The following is an 18,138-nucleotide window of genomic DNA, read 5'->3' as shown; positions in this document are numbered from 1 at the left end:
CAATGTTCAATCCGCATCCGCGCATCGCCCAGCTGCCGGTCGGCGACGGCAAGGTGTGCGTCGTCGTCGACGATTTTTTCAGCGACCCGCAGGCGCTGCGCGCGCTGGCGATCGAGCACGCGAGCGGTTTCGCGCCGGCCGCGGCGAACGCCTTTCCCGGCCTCGAGCTGCCGATGCCGGCATCGTTCTGCGACCGGCTCGACGAATTTTTCATGCAGCACGTGCGGCGCCTGCTGGGCGCGCGCCGCACCATCGAGCTGCACAGCCGGCTGGCGATGGTGACGACGCCCGCCGGCGCGCTGCGGCCGATCCAGCGCGTCTGCCATCGCGACCGACTGTCGGTTCCCGAAGGCGAAATGGCGGCGGCCAGCGTGGCCTACCTGTTCGATGATCCGTCGCTGGGCGGGACCAGCTTTTTTCGGCCGCGCCGGTCCCCGGCGCAGACAGAGGCGCTGATGCGCGAGCTGGCGGCCATGTCCGGCGCCGAGGCGGACCGGGTGCTCGGCGCGCAGGCAGGCTACCTGGCCGGGTCGAACGATTGGTTTGAATTGGTACGCACCGTGCCGGCGGCGTGGAACCGGGCGATTTTCTATGACGGCGGCATTTTCCACTCCAGCCATATCGCGGACGCGGCCGGATTGTCGCCCGATCCGGCGCTGGGACGGCTCACTTTGAACGGATTTTTCGTCTGCCGCAAGCAGGCGGCGTGAACGCCCGCGTGCGATAAAGCGGCAGCGAATCCAGCAAGAGAGTAAACTGTCGCCTTTACGCGTCATATAAGTGAGCATTTCCATGTCCGATACCCCCCTTCCGTTGTTTTCAGAGCTGAATCTCTCCACCGCCCTCGTCAAGGTGATCAAGGAGATCGGCTACGAAACGCCATCGCCGATCCAGGCCGCCACCATCCCGCTGCTGCTGGCCAATCGCGACGTGCTCGGACAGGCCCAGACCGGCACCGGCAAGACCGCCGCCTTCGCGCTGCCGATCCTGTCGCGCATCGACATCAAGCAGCACTCGCCGCAGGCGCTGGTGCTGGCGCCGACGCGCGAACTGGCGATCCAGGTGGCCGAGGCGTTCCAGACCTATGCCGCGCACATCAAGGACTTCCACGTGCTGCCGATCTACGGCGGCCAGAGCTACGGCCCGCAGTTGTCGGCCTTGCGCCGCGGCGTGCACGTCATCGTCGGCACCCCGGGCCGCGTGATCGACCACCTCGAGAAGGGCTCGCTGGACCTGTCCAAGCTGAAGACGCTGGTGTTGGACGAAGCGGACGAAATGCTGCGCATGGGCTTCATCGACGACGTCGAGCAGATCCTGCAGAAAACGCCGGACACGCGCCAGACCGCGCTGTTCTCGGCCACCATGCCGTCGGCGATCAAGCGCATCGCCAAGACCTACCTCAAGGACCCGGCCGAAGTGACCGTGGCGGCCAAGACCGGCACCGCCGAAAACATAACCCAGCGCTACTGGATGGTGTCGGGCATGCAGAAGCTCGAAGCGCTGACCCGCATCCTGGAAGCCGAGCCGTTCGACGGCATGATCATCTTCGCCCGCACCAAGCTGGGCACCGAAGAGCTGGCGAGCAAGCTGCAGGCGCGCGGTTTCGCTGCCACCGCCATCAACGGCGACATGCAGCAGACGCAGCGCGAGCGCACCATCCAGCAGCTCAAGGACGGCAAGATCGATATCCTGGTCGCGACCGACGTCGCCGCGCGTGGCCTGGACGTGGAACGCATCAGCCACGTGATCAATTACGACGTGCCGTCGGATCCGGAAAGCTACACCCACCGCATCGGCCGCACCGGCCGCGCGGGCCGCAGCGGCCAGGCGATCCTGTTCATCACCCCGCGCGAGCAGGGCCTGTTGAAGGCAATCGAGCGCGCCACGCGCCAGCCGGTGTCGCCGCTGACGCTGCCGACTGTGAAAACCATCAACGACGTGCGCATTGCGAAGTTCAAGGACCAGATCACCGAGACCCTGGCCGCGGGCGGCATCGACGTGTTCCGCACGCTGATCGAAGAATACGAGCGCGAACTCAATGTGCCGGCGGTGGAGATCGCCGCGGCGCTGGCCAAGCTGGCGCGCGGCGATGTGCCGCTGCTGCTGGAAAAGCCGGACCGTTCGCCGAAGGCCGCGCCGGCGTGGGAAGAGCGTCCGGCACGCGCGCCGCGCGCCGACGCACCCGCGCCGCGTTTCGCCGACCGTGGCGATGCGCCGTCGTTCAAGCGCGAGCGCACGATGCGTCCGGCGGAAGAGGGCATGGGCACGTTCCGCATCGAAGTGGGCCATTCGCACGGCGTCAAGCCAGGCAACATCGTCGGCGCGATCGCCAACGAAGCGGGCATCGAATCGAAGTACATCGGCCGCATCGAGATTTACGACGACTACAGCACGCTGGATCTGCCGTCCGACATGCCGCCTGACCTGATCGATCACCTGAAGACGGTGTGGGTGGCGGGGCAGCAGCTCAACATCACGCGCGACGGCGAGCCGCCGGCGGTGAAGAAGGCCGGTTCGTTTGCCGGTCCGAAGAAAGCGGGCGATCGCCGCTTCGCCGAGAAGGCGGGCTACGCAAAAGGCCCGAAGAAGGAACATCGCAAAGGCCCGCCAAAGGCCGAGTGATAGAAAAAGCCACCGGAGACGGTGGCTTTTTGGTAGATGGCATAATCAGCGAACAAAAATAACCCTGGAAGCCACATGACCCGCCCAATTCTCGACGAAGCCCATATTCATCCTGCGATCCGCCAGGTCATCTCCGACAAGCACTCCGACATCATCCGCGAAGTGCAGGACGCCATTGCCGCAAACGACGTGGTGGTGGTCGGCATGAAGCAGAACCCGTTCCCGAAGAAAGCGCGCAAGGCGCTCGATGCGATTTCGGCGCCTTACAAATATCTGGAGTACGGCGGCTACTGGAGCGAGTGGCGCCGTCGCAGCGCGCTGAAGATGTGGACGGGCTGGCAGAGCTTTCCGATGGTGTTCGTCAAGGGCGTGCTGGTGGGTGGCGCCGATGATTTGCAGCGGCTGATCGACAGTGGTGAGTTTGTGAAGATGGTCGCGAGCACAAAAAGCTTCTGAATGCCCGCCAAAAATCTAGCGCACCATTGAGATTCCTCCGGTGGCGAGCAGGCTCCGGTGCGGCAAACTCCAATTGGTGCTGATAGGATGTATCGCATGAAAATCGCTAGTACCGAAGGGTGGTGGCAATGAATTCCATGACTGACAACATTCGTGTCACTGCACAGGTCTCTGATCCTTTGGCGGAGAAGCTGCAAGCCGCCGCCGAGCTTACCGGTGTATCCCTCGACGATTTTGTGATTCAAGCTGCGCTGGAGAAGGCCGACGCCGTTATTGATCGAGAGGAGACCATCTGGTATTCGCGAGAGGAGGCGGAGTGGCTGCTCAGTTTGCTGGATAGCCCGGCGCAACCAAATGCCAAGTTGGGCCAGGCGTTCGAGCGTTACAACAATAAGGTCAACGATGGCTCTTTGCGTGAGGACACTGAAGACGACGCATGAGACCGGCAGTTTCGACAGCGGCAGCGACATTCTGAACAACTGGCTTCAGACGACAGCTCGCCAGCACCAAAAGAAGGGAATTTCCAAGACCTACGTGTTGGTTGACGATGCAGCTCCTGATTCCATTCTTGGATTCTATACTTTGGCAATCAGAAAAATGACTCCGAAGGAAATCATGCCCGGAGCCATTGCGAAGCGGCTACCCCAGAGCATTCCTGGGTACCTGCTTGCGCGGCTCGCCGTCGCTAAGCAATTTCAATGTCAGGGATTTGGAGAGATCTTACTGACTTCAGCACTTCGGAAGGCGCGGGCCGCTGCCGCGAAAGTTGGTGGCGTCGCTATTTTTGTCGATGCCAAAGATGAGCGGGCTGCTGAGTTTTACAAAAAGCGTGGATTTTCTCCCTCTCCGGTGCAGCCGACGCTGCTCGCGATCGCAATCGATCAAATTCCCGACTAGGCGATTATTTCTCTTTATTTGAACAATCTTGATGCCCGCAGTGTTCAATCGCTCCATCGGATCATACTGGCCGAAAATCCATCCCTCCGGCATCGAATCTCGTATCACCTTGTTGAGAATCTGAGCTTCTTCCACGGTTATGCGGACGATGGAAGGTGTGCGTCCATTCCCGATCCTGCCTCCCAATGGTCGAAAATTATTTCGGCAAGTCGCTTGATTCGTCGAGGCCTTATCTGCGCTTGTGAAAATTTGTTTTTGACCGTCACGGCAATGTCCATTCGAAGGTCGCTCGATCGCATACTCGCCGCCTGATTCACGCTGCGGCGACAAGACCGGGATCAGGTCCAGCGGACCTGACCCCATTTTTCAATGCGCCGGCGCCAGCGCTGGCGCTGCAACCACCGTGGTCTTGGTCTCTCTGACCAGGCACCACAGCACCGCCGACACGCTCAGGCAGCCGCCGCAAATCAGGAACAGCACGTTGGAATCCGCAGCGGACTTCAGGATGTAGCCGACGCCCGTCGACAGCAGCTGCGGCAGCACCACCGACAGGTTGAAGATCCCCATGAAGAAGCCCATGCGGCTCTTGTCGACCTTTTCGCTCATGATCGCGAACGGCAGGCTGACCACCGCGCTCCAGCCGATGCCGACGATCGCCATCAGCGCATACAGGCGGTGCGGCGTATTGCCCGCGAACGCGATCGCGAAGTAGGCGGCGGCCATGATGGCGATGCAGCCGGCCTGCGTCTTCACGCGGCCGATGCGCTTGGCGACCGGCGCCAGCACCAGCGCCGGCAACAGGAAGCCGACCACGTTCATCACCGCGAACGAAATCGAAATCACATGCCCCGACTGCTGCGCCACCACGTCAGGCGTATTCTGGCCGTCGACGATGTGCTGCTGGATGAAGGCGATGATGTAGACGAACATCGACTGCACGCCGATCCACGAGAAGCCGTGCGCGAAGTAGATGCGCCACAGCTGGCCCCATTCGGTCTTCGTCGCGGCCACCGTGTCGCCTGTGACCGCCAGGTCGCGCGGCTCGGTGACGAAGAACATCGGCACCACCGAGAACGCGAACACGATCACCACACCGACCGAGATCAGCGTGTAGTTGTCGATGAAGGCGCCGATCAGGTAGGCCATCACGCCGAAGAAGCCGGAGATGGTCTGCATCCAGGTGAAGCCCCTGGTGCGGGCGTCGCCTTCGGGCGTGACGTCGGCGATCAGCGCGCGCGTCGGATTGAAGCCGATGTTGATCGACAGGTCCAGGGTCAGCGCCACGATCACCGCGACCACCAGCAGGTTGCCGATGCCGAGGACGCTGGCGACCAGGTCGATCCGCGGAAGAAGGAACACCATCAGCGCGGCCAGCGTGCCGCCGATCAGGATGAACGGGCGCCGGCGCCCGCCCCAGAACCAGGTGTTATCGCTGATCAGGCCAATGATCACCTGGCCGAGGATGCCGGCCAGCGGCCCGGCCGCCCAGACGATGCCGATTTCGTGGATGTCGAGGTGGTACTTGGTGCTGAGCAGCCAGCTGAGCGCGGAAATCTGGATGCACAGCGCGAAGCCCATCGCCGTCGACGGCAGGCTGATGATCGCGTTAAAGGAATTGCTCAGGCGCTTCTGCATGTCCAGCATGGTGTCCCCATCGTTCTGTTGTTTGACTACAAAATGTCGATTTTTGTGTCGATTCTGCACCGATTCTACTATGGAATTGTTTAGATTGACACTCAGAAATCGGCGTGTTATTTTCCTACAAATAATGGGGTCTGACCCCAATAATATTCGGAGACTCAGATGGAAATGCAAACGGCGTCCTTAAAGCCACGCCTGTCGTTCTGGCAGCTGTGGAACATGAGCTTCGGCTTCTTCGGCATCCAGTTCGGCTTTGCGCTGCAAAACGCCAACACCAGCCGGATCTTCTCGACGCTGGGCGCTTCGCCTGACGACCTGCCGCTGCTGTGGCTCGCCGCGCCGGTCACTGGCCTTCTGGTTCAGCCCATCATCGGCTACCTGAGCGACAACACCTGGCATCCGAAATGGGGCCGCCGCCGCCCGTTCTTCTTTGCCGGCGCCGTGTTCGCGGCGATCGCGCTGTTCCTGATGCCGAATTCCGCCAGCCTGTGGATGGCCGCTGCGGTCCTGTGGATGATGGATGCCGCGATCAACGTGTCGATGGAGCCGTTCCGCGCTTACGTCGGCGACAAGCTCGATGCGACCCAGCAGACCGCCGGCTACGCGATGCAGACCTTCTTCATCGGCTGCGGCGCGGTGATCGCCTCGCTGCTCCCGACGATCTTCTCCGACGTTTTCGGCGTCAGCAACGTGCCCGTCGCCGGCATGATCCCTGACACCGTGCGCTATTCGTTCTACGCCGGCGGCCTGGTGTTCTTCCTGTCGGTGCTGTGGACGGTGCTGACCTCGACCGAAACCCCGCCGGCGGACATGGCGAAATTCGACGCCAACCGCAAGCATTCGAAAAACATCGGCGTCATGCTCGGCGAGATCTTCGGCGGCTTCGCCACCATGCCGAAGACGATGGTGCAGCTGGCGCTGGTCCAGTTCTTCACCTGGATCGCGCTGTTCGCGATGTGGATCTACACCGGCACCGCGATCGCCGACCACGTGTACGGCACGACCGATGCGCAGTCTGCCACTTACCAGAGCGCCGGCAACTGGGTCGGCATCATGTTCGGCGTGTACAACGGCGTCTCGGCGCTGGCGGCATTCATCTTGCCGATCTTCGCGCGGGCCACGAGCCGCAAGATGGTGCACACCGTCTGCCTTCTGATCGGCGGAGCCAGCCTGGCCAGCATCTTCCTGATCCACGACAAGCAGATGCTGATCGTGCCGATGATCGGCGTCGGCATCGCCTGGGCCAGCATCCTGACCATGCCGTATGCGATCCTCGCCGGGTCGCTGCCGGCCAACCGGATGGGGTACTACATGGGCCTGTTTAACATCTGCATCGTCGTCCCGCAGATCGTCAGCAGCGTGCTGCTTGGCTGGATCACCACCCACCTGTTCGCCGGGCACACGATCAATACGCTGATCCTTGGCGGCGCCTGCATGGCGCTGGCCGGCGTCCTGACCCTGTCCGTGACCGACAAGGCGGCAGCGCCGAAGTGATTCGCGCCATGCTTTTGTCGGGTGTCGTATGGTAGCGGATTGTCTACAATAGCAATCCATACGATAGCGAACAGGAGCTCGGGATGACCATACAAACAGTGGCGACCACGCCATACGCCGGGCAACGCCCCGGCACCTCAGGCCTGCGCAAGAAAGTCGCCGACTTCCTTCAGCCGGGCTACCTCGAAAACTTCGTCGCGGCCATCTTCAGCACGCTGGGCGAGTGCGCTGGCCAGACCCTGGTGGTGGGCGGCGACGGCCGCTATTTCAACCGCACCGCGGTCCAGGTCATCCTGCGCATGGCGGCCGCGCACGGCTTTGGCAAGGTGCTGGTCGGGCAGGGCGGCATCCTGTCGACGCCGGCCGTCAGCTGCGTGATCCGCAAGCACCGCGCATCCGGCGGCATCATCCTCTCGGCCAGCCACAATCCCGGCGGGCCCGATGGCGACTTCGGCATCAAATACAACATCGGCAACGGCGGCCCCGCGCCGGAGAAATTCACCGAGGCGGTGTACAACGCCACCCAGTCGATCTCCGTGTACCGCATCAGCGACGAGCAGGCGCCGGATTTCGACCGTCTCGGCGAGTTCCGCATCGAGCAGATGCAGGTCGAGGTGATCGATGCGGTCGCCGACTACGCCGAACTGATGGAAGGGCTGTTCGACTTCGCCGCCATCCGCAAGCTGTTTGCGGGCGGCTTCACGATGCGCTACGACGGCATGCACGCGGTCGGCGGCCCGTACGCGCACAAGATCCTGGAGGGCATGCTGGGCGCGCCCTCAGGCACCGTCATCAACGGCACGCCGCTGGAGGACTTCGGCGGCCACCATCCCGATCCGAATCCGGTCAACGCGGCGGAACTGATCGACGTGATGTTCGCCGCGGATGCGCCGGACTTTGGCGCTGCCTCCGACGGCGACGCCGACCGCAACATGATCGTCGGCCGCAGCCTGGCGGTGACGCCGTCGGACAGCCTGGCCATCATCGCCGCTAACGCCACGCTGGCGCCGGGCTACCGCGACGGCTTGAAGGGCATCGCGCGCTCGATGCCGACATCCACCGCGCCGGACCGCGTGGCGAAGGCGCTCGGCATCAAGTGCTACGAGACGCCGACCGGCTGGAAGTACTTCGGCAACCTGCTCGACGCCGGCCTCGCCACCTTGTGCGGCGAAGAGAGCTACGGCACCGGCTCGAACCACATCCGCGAAAAGGATGGCGTGTGGGCCATCCTGTTCTGGCTGAATTTGCTGGCGGCCACCGGCAAGCCGGTCGACACGATCGTGCGCGAGCACTGGAACCGCTTCGGCCGCAATTATTATTCGCGCCACGATTACGAGGCCGTCGATTCGGCCGCCGCGGAAGCCATGATGGAGCACTTGCGCGGTCTGGCGGACGGACTGAGGGGCCAGCAGTTGGACGGTTTTACGGTCGATTTCGCCGACGACTTCGTCTACACCGATCCGGTCGACCACTCGATCGCGACCAGGCAGGGCGTACGCATCGTGATGACCGACGGCTCGCGCATCGTGTTTCGCCTGTCGGGCACCGGCACCGAAGGCGCCACCGTTCGCCTGTACCTGGAAAAATACGAGGCCGATCCGGCACGCCACGACATCGATCCGCAGCAGGCGCTGGCCGGGCTGGCCGGCATCGCCGACAAGCTATCCGATTTGAAGAAGCGCACCGGGCGCGACCACCCCACCGTCATCACTTGAGACAGGACCGCAACGCATGAAATTGACCACACTGGCCTTATCCCTCGCGCTGGCCGGCGCCTTCGCCAATCCGGCCGCCGCGCAGCAGGCGCGAACGCAGCCCTTCTCTTGGGATAACGCCACGGTCTACTTCATGCTGACGGACCGCTTCAACAACGGCAATCCGGCCAACGACCACGCATACGGACGCAAGGACGATGCGGCGCCGCTGCGCGGTTTCATGGGGGGCGACCTGGCCGGCATCACGGCGAAAATCCGCGAAGGCTATTTCAAGGACCTGGGCGTCGATGCGATCTGGATCACGCCGCCGGTGGAGCAGATCCACGGCAGCACCGATGAAGGCACCGGCAAGTCCTACGGTTTCCACGGCTACTGGGCGCGCGATTTCACGGCCGTCGACGCCAACCTCGGCACCGAGGCGGACGTGCGCGAACTGGTCGACACGGCGCACGCCAACGGCATCCGCGTGCTGCTCGACGTGGTGATGAACCATACCGGGCCAGTGACGAATGAAGATCCCGTGTGGCCGAAGGAGTGGGTTCGCACGGGCCCGAACTGTACTTACAAGGACGCGGCGACCACGATCGACTGCACGCTGGTGACCAACCTGCCGGACTTCCGCACCGCCGACAACGGCGCGGTTAAGCTGCCGCCGGCACTGGTGGCGAAGTGGAAGGCGGAAGGGCGCTACGAGCGCGAGGTGAAGGAGCTGGATGCATTCTTCAAGCGCACCGGCTATCCGCGCGCGCCGCGCTACTACCTGATGAAGTGGCATGCCGACTGGGTGCGCAAGTACGGCTTCGACGGCTTCCGCGCCGACACCGTCAAGCACGTCGAGCCTGGCGTGTGGAAGGAGTTGAAGAAGGTGGCAAGCGCCGCCTACGAGGACTGGAAGCGCGCCAACCCGGCCACGCGGCTGGGCGACGACAAGTTCTACATGACCGCGGAAATCTACAACTATGCAATCGGCCACGGCCGAAAATTCGACTTGGGCGGCGGCACCACGGTCGACTACTACGCGCAAGGGTTCGACAGCCTGATCAACTTCAGCGCGAAGGCGGATGCGCAGAAAGACATCGACGCGATGTTCAGCAGCTATTCGCAGGCGCTGAACGATCCGTCGAGCGGCGGCTCGGTGTTGAACTATATGAGTTCGCACGACGACTCGGCGCCGTTCGACGCGCTGCGCATGCGGCCGTTCGACACCGCCAACCGCCTGCTGCTGGCGCCCGGCGCGGCGCAGATCTACTACGGCGACGAGACGGCGCGCGTACTGAAGGCCGACGGCGCCGAGGGCGATGCTAACCTGCGCAGCTTAATGAACTGGGACGAGCTGGCGAAGGACGCGCAGCGCGGCGCGCATCGCATCGGCGACGTGCGCGCGCACTGGGCGAAGCTTGGCACGTTCCGGCGGGCGCACATCGCGGTGGGCGCCGGGGTTCACCAGATGATCCAGTCGGCGCCTTACGTCTTCAAGCGCACCTACGACAAGGGCGGCGTGCGCGACCAGGTAGTGGTGGCGCTCGGGCTGCCGACCGACAAGGCGGCCAGCATTCCGGTGCGCGGCGTGTTCAGCGACGGTCAGACGGTGCGCGATGCGTATTCGGGGACCAGCGCGGTCGTCAGCGGCGGGACGGTGAAGTTCCCGACGCCGGCAGGCGTTGCGCTGATCAGCTACTAAGCATCAGCAAGGGAAGGTGTCCACTTCGGACGGCGAGAGGCTGAACAGCTCCTCGACCGTCACGCCGAGCGTGCGCGCCAGCTTCAGCGCGAGCACGATCGACGGTACCATCCGTCCCGACTCGATCGCGTTGATCGACTTGCGCGTGATGCCGGAGAGGTCCGCAAGCTGCGCCTGCGTCAGGTTGCGCCGCGCGCGCTGCAGCTTCATCGTGGTGAACAAGGAGTCATCCATTGTGGCCTCAGCGATCGTAGAACAGAAGGCTGAGCAGCGTCACGACCACGCCAGCCACCAGCGTCGCGCACGCTGCTGTCGCAATTGGCTGGTCGAAGCTGATCGCCACCGATGCAGCCATCAGCAAAAACTGCGTAATCAGAACGCCGAAAAATCCATTTCGATAGGCGCGGCTCAGGCTTGCTTTGTACAACTCGTCGCCCAGCATCGACTCGACCGCGTCACCGAGCGGATCGATATCGGCCTTTCGCTTCGCGGTGCCGAGGGCGCCAACGGCTATCACGCACACGATCGAAATGATCGGCCAAATGGATCTGGCGAGACCGCCGGCCTGGGTGTCGGGAAAGCCCAGCAGGGCGATCGCCAGGCCGCCCATCAAGCCGACCACGGAGAGCGCGGTCCACAATGCGCTACGGTAGTAATGCGCCAGGCGGTCGATCTCGTTCATTTCCTCGGGAAGCATTTTGTAATCCTTTCATAATGAATGTCAGTGGATGATAATGTAACACATCGGTTTCTAAATGCAACCTATGAGTTACATCCCACATCGGTCTTTGATGTATTTCAGTCAATGCGGTATGCTAGCCGCGATCCGACGATGCTTCCCCACGCCCCCTTGATGACCAAAGACCTCGACTCCGAACAAAAATTCAGCCGCAGCGCGTATGCCGACGGCCCGCGCCTGCTGGCCGACATCGGCGCCACGCATGCGCGCTTCGCGCTCGAGACCGCGCCCGGCGTGTTGCGCGCGGTGCGGGTGCTCAAATGCGACGACTTCCCAGGCATCGTGCCGCTGCTGCATTCCTACCTGGCCGACCACGAGGGCACGCGTATCAACCACGGCGCCTTCGCGCTGGCCAATCCGATCAGCGGCGACATGATCCGCATGACCAATCGCGACTGGCAGTTCTCGACCGACGAGGTGCGCCGCGAGCTGGGCCTGTCGACGCTGTTGATCGTCAACGACTTTACCGCGCTGGCGATGTCGCTGCCCGGCCTGTCCGGCCAAGACCTGATGCAGGTCGGCGGCGGCGCACCGGCCGCGAACGCGGTGGTCGGCGTGCTGGGACCGGGCACCGGCCTGGGCGTGTCGGGCGTGATCCCGACCATCGACGGTTTCGTCACCCTCGGCAGCGAGGGCGGCCACATGAATTTCGCGCCGGCCGACGAGCGCGAATTCGCGATCCTGCAATTCGCCTGGAAGGAGTGGCCGCACGTGTCGAACGAGCGCCTGATCTCCGGCCCGGGCATGGAAATCGTCTACCGCGCGCTGGCGCAGCGCAACGGCATCGTCACCGCGCCGCGCACCTCGCCGGACATCATCAGCGGCGCGCTGGAGCAGCACGACCCGCTGTGCCTCGAGACTCTGGAATGCTTCAGCGGCATGCTGGGCGGCGCCGCGGCCAACCTGGCGGTCACGCTGGGCGCATTCGGCGGCATCTTCATCGGCGGCGGCATCGTGCCGCGCATGGCCGAGTGGTTCGCCACCTCGCCGTTCCGCGCGCGCTTCGAGGCCAAGGGCCGCTTCACCGGCTACCTGGCGCAGATTCCGACCTACGTGATCATGACGCCGAACCCGGCGTTCTACGGCGTCGCGACGATCCTGTCCGAGCACCTGCGCGGGCGCAGCGGCGCCAACACGCTGATGGAGCGCGTGCAGCACCTGCAGCACGAGCTGTCGCCGGCCGAGCAGCGCGTCGCCACGCTGGTGCTTGAGCATCCGCGCAAGGTGCTGGGCGAGCCGATCGCGGAAATCGCGCGCCTGGCCGACGTCAGCCAGCCGACCGTGATCCGCTTCTGCCGCTCGCTCGGCTTCCTCGGCCTGGCCGATTTCAAGCTGAAGTTCGCCAGCAGCCTGACCGGCACGATCCCGGTGCGCCACAGCCAGGTGCGCGTGTCCGACAGCACCCACGACCTGTCGGCCAAGGTGATCGACAACACGGTGTCCGCGATCCTGAAGTTCCGCGACCAGCTCGACGTGGTGTCGATCGACCGCGCGATCCAGCTGCTGCGCAAGGCGAACCGGGTGGAGTTCTACGCGATGGGTAACTCGCGCGTCGTGGCGCTCGATGGCCAGCACAAGTTCTTCCGCTTTCGCATTCCGACCGCCTCGTATGGCGACTCGCACCTGTTCACGCTGGCCGCCGAACTGCTCAAGCCGGGCGACGTGGCGATCGCGATTTCGACCACGGGCGAAATGCCGGAGCTGCTGGCGGCGGTCGATGCCGCGCGCGCGGCCGGCGCCGACGTCATCGCGATCACCGGCAGCAAATCGGCGCTGGCCAAGAAGGCCAGCATCTGCCTGGCGGTCGATCACAGCGAGGACAGCACGACCTTCCTGTCGATGATCTCGCGCATCCTGCAGCTGCTGCTGATCGATATCATGTCGGTCGGGATTTCGCTGGGCGCGGCGGAGGAAGGCGAGTCGGACCAGCGCCGCCTGCTCATCTCGCACCTCGACCTGTAGTTTCGGATCAGCGGTTGCCGTTGGCCCGCTTGCTGCGCAGCGGGAATGCGAACCACAAGCTGGTGAGGACCACCAGCGTCGCAACCGCGCCGCAGGCCCCCGCGACGTGGTTGTCGATCGCGGCGACGGCGACCACGTACACGTCGATGGCGAACGCGAACATCAGCGGGATCATGCCGGTGGTGACCAGCTTCGACGACAGCTTGATCATGTGCAGCGAGACCTGCCCGGGTTCGGCCAGGCGGTGATAGGCGGCGGGCGTCATCAGAAGCCCGATCGACACGATCAGCAGGCCCAGGGCGACCAGGTAAGCCACTTCGACGAAGACCGGCATGCGGGCGAAGCGCTCGCTGAAGACGGCCATCGTCTGGAAGCCGAATAGCGCCTGAATGCCGGGCAGGACCATGCGCGCCTCTTCCAGCACGTTGCGCATGTCGTCCTTGAGGGACTGTTGTTTGATGCTTGGGTCGTCTATCATTTTGATCCCGAATCGTGTGTCCTTGCTATCTTACTCGACGAATACGACGGCGGTGCGCGCGGGAATGCTGAAGGTTCCGGTCGCGCGGTCGTACGTCGCCGCCACGGCGCGCGGGTCGGCGCGGTGCGCGGGATGCAGGCGATAGCGCTTCGCCTTCTCCGCGTCGATGGTCACGCTGTGCGCGACCTTGTCGACGTTGATGAAGTAGCTGATGCCCTCGAACCCCGCGCCGGGATAGCCCTCGCCATCGAGACGGGCGGCGATCACTGTCGGCTCCTGGCCTGGTCCCGTGTTGTGGAAGTGCAGGCGCTGGGCGACGTCGGCGGCGCTGCGCATCCGGAACAGGGTGGAACTGGCGCGGATCGCCAGCAGGTCACGGAAGGCGTCGCGCGCGAACGCGATGTCGGCCGGCGCCGGCTTGAGCGCCGCATTCGCCAGCAGCGGCTTGATCAGCGCGTAGTCCTTGGCGTTGTCTTCAGCCGGCGGCGCGCCGGTGCCGAAATAATTATCGCGATAGCTCCAGTCGATCCGGTTGAACCAGTCGCCCGAATTGAAGCTGTTGCGGTCCAGCGATTTCGAGCGCAGCGTGTCGACGCCGGCGTGGAAGTAGGCCACGCCCTGGCTGAACGCATTGATTGCGGCGCCGAGCACCTGCACGCGCGCGCGGTCGGCGCTGGTGGTGGCCAGCGGCAGCTTGAACACGTTCATGTCGTACAAGGTCTGGTTGTCGTGGTTCTCGACATAGTTGACCGCTTCGCCCGGCTGGACCGCGTAGCCGGCGGGCTGGCCGTTGTAATCGATGTCCTGCAGCGCGCGCGTCGCGCCGTCCTGCGTCGCCAGCCGGTAGGTGCGAACCGAGCCGGCCAGGCCAACCCTGACCATGTCCGCGGCGTGCAGCAGGTCGGAGGCCGGGCGCTTGCCCGCCAGCGCGTTGGGATCGTAGACCAGGCCGTTGATGTAGCCCTGGCGCGAGATCATCTGCTCGCCGGCGTCGCTGGCCGATCCGCCGCGGACGGCATCGCGCGCGCGATCGCTGAAGGTGCCGATGCCGGTTCCGCCGAGCGACAGCTGCGAGGCCTGCACGAAGCGCGCGCCATCGGCCACTTCGCCGAAGTTCCAGCCTTCGCCGATCAGCTGCACATGGCGGCCGGCGGCGGCATCGACGCGCTTTTGCAGCTGCTCCATGACGGCGCGCGGCTGGTGCCCCATCAGGTCGAAGCGGAACGAATCGATCTTGTAGTGCTTCGTCCACAGCACGGTCGAATCGACCATGAGCTTGCCCATCATGAGGTTCTCGGTGGCGGTGTTGTCGCAGCAGGTCGAGCGTTCGACCACGCCGGCCGCGTTCAGGCGATGGTAGTAGCCCGGCACGATCCGGTCGAGCACCGATTTTTCGTCCTGCCCGGAGCGGAAGGTATGGTTGTAGACGACGTCCATGCCGACCCGCAGGCCGATGCGGTGCAGGTTCTGCACCATCGCCCGCATCTCGACGATGCGGCGCGCGCCGTCGGACGGATCGGTCGAATAGCTGCCTTCCGGCGCGCTGTAGTGGAAGGGGTCGTATCCCCAGTTGAAGCAGTCGGTTTCGGCGGTCTGGTGGACCAGCGCCTGCTGCGCTTCGCTGTCTGGCGCACCGGACGGCTTGGGAACCGCGCAGCCCTTTTCGGGCACGCTGCCGATGTCGTACACCGGCAGCAGGTGGATGTCGGTCAGTCCGGCGCGGCTCAGTGCGGCCAGGTGCTTCATGCCGTTCGAGCCGCGCTCGCCGAAGGCGGCGAACTTGCCGCGGTGCGGCGCTCTGACGGTGGCGTCATTGATCGAGAAGTCGCGAACGTGCAGTTCGTACACCACCATGTCGGTCAGGGCCTTTACCCTGGAGGGGACTGGCGTGCTGTCCCAGCCCGCCGGCGTGAGCGACGGCGACGCCAGGTCGGCGATGTAGCTGCGCTTCGAATCGGTGGTCAGGCTGGCGGAATACGGGTCGGTGACCTTGTTGCGCACAATGCCGGCGCCGTCGACCGCTACGTCGACCAGGTAGGTGTAGTACTTGCCGGCGGGGGCAGCCGGTGCACTCCAGACGCCGGTGACAGGGTCGGCGCGCATCGGCAAGATCGATGACGCTTTCGCATTGCCGCTGTCGTAGATGCAGGCCGCTGCCTGTTGCGCCGTCGGCGCCCAAAGCTTGAATGCGGTGCGGCCGGCGCCCAGATCGGGCACGGCGGCAGCTTGCGCGAACAGGTCGTCGAGCGCGCCCGCGGATTGAATACGGGTTGCCGCGCGCACCGTGCCGTCAGCGTTCTCCTGAACCAGCACCAGTTGTTCGCGATGCAAAGCGGGGAGTTGCGCGAGATCGCCATCGCGCACCTTGAATACGGGGCCGCGGCCGACGTACTTGAAGCGAACGCGTTCGGCCTCGGTCACGGGCTGCAACTCGGAGTAGACGAGGGGCAGGGCGCCGGCTGCGCCGGTGACGGCGGACCCCGGCTTTGCGACGATGGTGCCGTTGGGAGAATGGTACAGCTTGACGGAGTGGAGGAATCCGAGGGCGCCCGGCCACTGCACGAGGCGCCGGTTCAGCCACACCGCGCGCGCTTCGAAATGCTCGGCGGATGGATGCAAGACCGTCTGGTGGGAAGCGCTGTCGCACGCGGCGAGCGGCGCGTCGGCAGCTGCAGCGAAAGTGGTTAACAGCGCGCCGAAGCCCGCGATAAGGACGCGAGCATGGCGCGTGTGAATACTCATTGAATCTCCTGATGATCGGCGACGGGGTCAGGTCCGGCGGACCTGACCCCTGGTCTTAGGCGCGGTAGTTGTCGGTCACTGGATAGCGCTTGGCGTACCAGCCGAAGACCAGGGCGGCGGCGAACGCGAACGCGGCGAAGAAATACATCTGGAAGGCGATGACTCCGAGTCCGCTTTCCTTGATGTGGCCAAGCACCGCATCGTTCTTGACGCTGGAATTGACGATCAGGACCCACAGGCTGCCCACCGTGACGGCCAGGCTCCACAGCGCCATGATCACGCCCTTCATCGACTTCGGCGCCTGGCTGTAGGCGAATTCGAGGCCGGTTGCCGACACCAGCACTTCGCCCAGCGTCAGGATCGCGTACGGCAGGATCTGCCACGCCATCGAGGTGGCATTGCCGGCGTCCATGTGCACCTGGATGGTTCCGATGACGATCCACGACAGCGCGGTGAAGACGATGCCCGCGGTCATGCGGCGCAGCGCGGTCGGCTCGATGCCCATCTTGCGGATCAGCGGGAACAGCACGATGTTATTGAAGGGGATCAGGATCATCACCAGCAGCGGGTTCAGTGCCTGCATCTGCGCCGGCACGAACTTGAAGTCGTTGCCGAAGAAGGAGAAGGTCGGCTGCGTCATCGAGTTGGCCTGCACGATCCAGGTCGAGGCCTTCTGGTCGAACAGGGACCAGAATGGCGTGACCAGCGCAAACACGATGAGGATGCGCAGCACCGCGCGCACGCCGTCGACCGCTTCGTCGGGATGGGCGCCGCGTGCGCGCTCGAGCTGCATCGAGGTGCCGATGCCGCCGAATGCGATCAGCAGCACCAGCGCCAGGCAGGCGCTGATGACGAAGCCCCAGTCGCCGGAGCGCGCCAGCGAGTACACCGCGCCGATGGCGCCAATGACGGCGACCACCAGGCCCGGACGGCCGCAGCCCGCCACGCGCGTGACCAGCGCGGTGCGCGCGACGCGCATGAACGAGTGCGGATCGGCCGGCGCCGGCGGCACGTGGACGTACTTGCGCTTGCCCAGCCAGAAAATGATGGTGGCGATGAACATCAGGATGCCGGGAATGCCGAAAGCCACAGAAGGGCCATAGCTCTTGAGGAAAATCGGCATCAGCAGCGACGCGAAGAAGGAGCCGAAATTGATCATCCAGTAGAAGGCGTCGAACACCAGTTTGGCCTTGTGCTTGTTGGTCTGGTCGAACTGGTCGCCGACGAAGGACGAGACCAGCGGCTTGATGCCGCCCGAGCCGAGCGCGATCAGGAACAGGCCGAAGTAGAAGCCTTTCAGGTTGTCGTCGAACGCGGCCAGGCAGGCATGGCCGGCGCAGTAGACGAGGCTGAGCCAGAACACGGTATTGTATTTGCCGAAGAAGCGGTCGGCCAGCCAGCCGCCAAGCAGCGGGAAGAAGTACACGCCGATGACGAAGGTATGGAACACGTGCTTGGCTTCGCCGGCGCGGTCGGCCTCCGGAAGGAACAGCAGCAGGGTGCTGATCAGGAACGGCGTGAGGATGTTGCGCATGCCGTAAAAGCTGAACCGCTCGCAGCCTTCATTGGCAATGATGTAGGGGATCTGGCGCGGCATGCGCCCGGTGGCGGTTGGCGTTTCCGCCGATGCGTCGAGCGTCGTGGCTGCGTGCGACATATGTAATCCCCTCGTAATGACCAGACGCGATACTAAGATGAAGCTGCAATACTG

At 64.1% G+C, this 18,138-nt stretch carries 15 protein-coding genes; 9 read left to right on the top strand and 6 right to left on the bottom strand.

Annotated features, from left to right (window positions below):
* The first annotated feature begins 2 nt into the window (after positions 1–2).
* From AC1D02_RS15420 to AC1D02_RS15400, 5 genes are all read left to right on the top strand, one after another.
* Positions 3–710, top strand: coding sequence for a DUF6445 family protein (locus tag AC1D02_RS15420; protein ID WP_477318347.1), 708 nt, complete (start codon positions 3–5; stop codon positions 708–710).
* An 82-nt stretch (positions 711–792) separates the two neighbouring features.
* Positions 793–2,622 carry a DEAD/DEAH box helicase gene (locus AC1D02_RS15415; protein ID WP_477318345.1) on the top strand — a complete coding sequence of 610 codons (1,830 nt, stop codon included), beginning with the start codon at positions 793–795 and terminating at the stop codon, positions 2,620–2,622.
* Positions 2,623–2,697: 75 nt separating this feature from the next.
* Positions 2,698–3,078, top strand: a complete 381-nt coding sequence (locus tag AC1D02_RS15410; protein ID WP_477318343.1) for a glutaredoxin domain-containing protein — start codon at positions 2,698–2,700, stop codon at positions 3,076–3,078.
* Between the two features lie 137 nt (positions 3,079–3,215).
* Entirely contained in the window at positions 3,216–3,518 is a 303-nt protein-coding gene (locus tag AC1D02_RS15405; RefSeq protein WP_477318341.1) for a type II toxin-antitoxin system TacA family antitoxin, read from the top strand.
* Positions 3,493–3,975 (top strand): GNAT family N-acetyltransferase, encoded by a 483-nt coding sequence (locus tag AC1D02_RS15400; RefSeq protein WP_477318339.1) that lies wholly within the window; start codon positions 3,493–3,495, stop codon positions 3,973–3,975. The genes AC1D02_RS15405 and AC1D02_RS15400 overlap by 26 nt, the downstream gene beginning before the upstream one ends.
* A gap of 366 nt (positions 3,976–4,341) precedes the next feature.
* On the opposite strand, the gene AC1D02_RS15395 is transcribed toward AC1D02_RS15400, so the two are convergent.
* Positions 4,342–5,619: an MFS transporter gene (locus AC1D02_RS15395; RefSeq protein ID WP_477318337.1), complete on the bottom strand. Its 1,278-nt coding sequence runs from the start codon at positions 5,617–5,619 to the stop codon at positions 4,342–4,344.
* A 159-nt stretch (positions 5,620–5,778) separates the two neighbouring features.
* On the opposite strand from AC1D02_RS15395, the gene AC1D02_RS15390 reads away from it, so the two are divergent.
* The 3 genes from AC1D02_RS15390 to AC1D02_RS15380 all read left to right on the top strand — a co-directional run bounded on the left by AC1D02_RS15390 (position 5,779) and on the right by AC1D02_RS15380 (position 10,506).
* On the top strand, positions 5,779–7,110 hold the full coding sequence (locus AC1D02_RS15390; protein ID WP_477318335.1) for an MFS transporter: 1,332 nt from the start codon (positions 5,779–5,781) through the stop codon (positions 7,108–7,110).
* Between the two features lie 83 nt (positions 7,111–7,193).
* Positions 7,194–8,825, top strand: coding sequence for an alpha-D-glucose phosphate-specific phosphoglucomutase (locus AC1D02_RS15385; protein ID WP_477318333.1), 1,632 nt, complete (start codon positions 7,194–7,196; stop codon positions 8,823–8,825).
* Positions 8,826–8,841: 16 nt separating this feature from the next.
* On the top strand, positions 8,842–10,506 hold the full coding sequence (locus AC1D02_RS15380; protein WP_477318331.1) for an alpha-amylase family glycosyl hydrolase: 1,665 nt from the start codon (positions 8,842–8,844) through the stop codon (positions 10,504–10,506).
* A 3-nt stretch (positions 10,507–10,509) separates the two neighbouring features.
* Here AC1D02_RS15380 and AC1D02_RS15375 read toward each other — a convergent pair whose 3' ends face one another.
* Positions 10,510–10,740 carry a helix-turn-helix transcriptional regulator gene (locus tag AC1D02_RS15375; protein WP_477318329.1) on the bottom strand — a complete coding sequence of 77 codons (231 nt, stop codon included), beginning with the start codon at positions 10,738–10,740 and terminating at the stop codon, positions 10,510–10,512.
* Positions 10,741–10,747: 7 nt separating this feature from the next.
* Positions 10,748–11,203, bottom strand: coding sequence for a hypothetical protein (locus tag AC1D02_RS15370; RefSeq protein WP_477318327.1), 456 nt, complete (start codon positions 11,201–11,203; stop codon positions 10,748–10,750).
* Positions 11,204–11,359: 156 nt separating this feature from the next.
* Between AC1D02_RS15370 and AC1D02_RS15365 the strand changes: the two genes are divergently transcribed.
* Positions 11,360–13,207, top strand: a complete 1,848-nt coding sequence (locus AC1D02_RS15365) for a glucokinase (protein WP_477318325.1) — start codon at positions 11,360–11,362, stop codon at positions 13,205–13,207.
* A gap of 7 nt (positions 13,208–13,214) precedes the next feature.
* Here AC1D02_RS15365 and AC1D02_RS15360 read toward each other — a convergent pair whose 3' ends face one another.
* The 3 genes from AC1D02_RS15360 to AC1D02_RS15350 are packed head-to-tail and all read right to left on the bottom strand — an operon-like array spanning position 13,215 to position 18,084.
* On the bottom strand, positions 13,215–13,685 hold the full coding sequence (locus tag AC1D02_RS15360) for a DUF6328 family protein (protein ID WP_477318323.1): 471 nt from the start codon (positions 13,683–13,685) through the stop codon (positions 13,215–13,217).
* Positions 13,686–13,715: 30 nt separating this feature from the next.
* A complete protein-coding gene (locus AC1D02_RS15355) occupies positions 13,716–16,427 on the bottom strand; it encodes an alpha-1,6-glucosidase domain-containing protein (protein WP_477318321.1) in 2,712 nt (903 codons plus the stop codon).
* A 55-nt stretch (positions 16,428–16,482) separates the two neighbouring features.
* The gene (locus AC1D02_RS15350; RefSeq protein WP_477318319.1) at positions 16,483–18,084 is read right to left on the bottom strand and encodes a POT-type proton-dependent oligopeptide transporter; all 1,602 of its coding nucleotides are present in this window, start codon (positions 18,082–18,084) and stop codon (positions 16,483–16,485) included.
* Positions 18,085–18,138 lie beyond the last annotated feature (54 nt).

It is taken from the genome of Massilia sp. P1_C10, from assembly GCF_056406475.1.
Note: the sequence above shows the minus strand (reverse complement) of the source record. Positions and strands in the feature narration are given on the sequence as shown.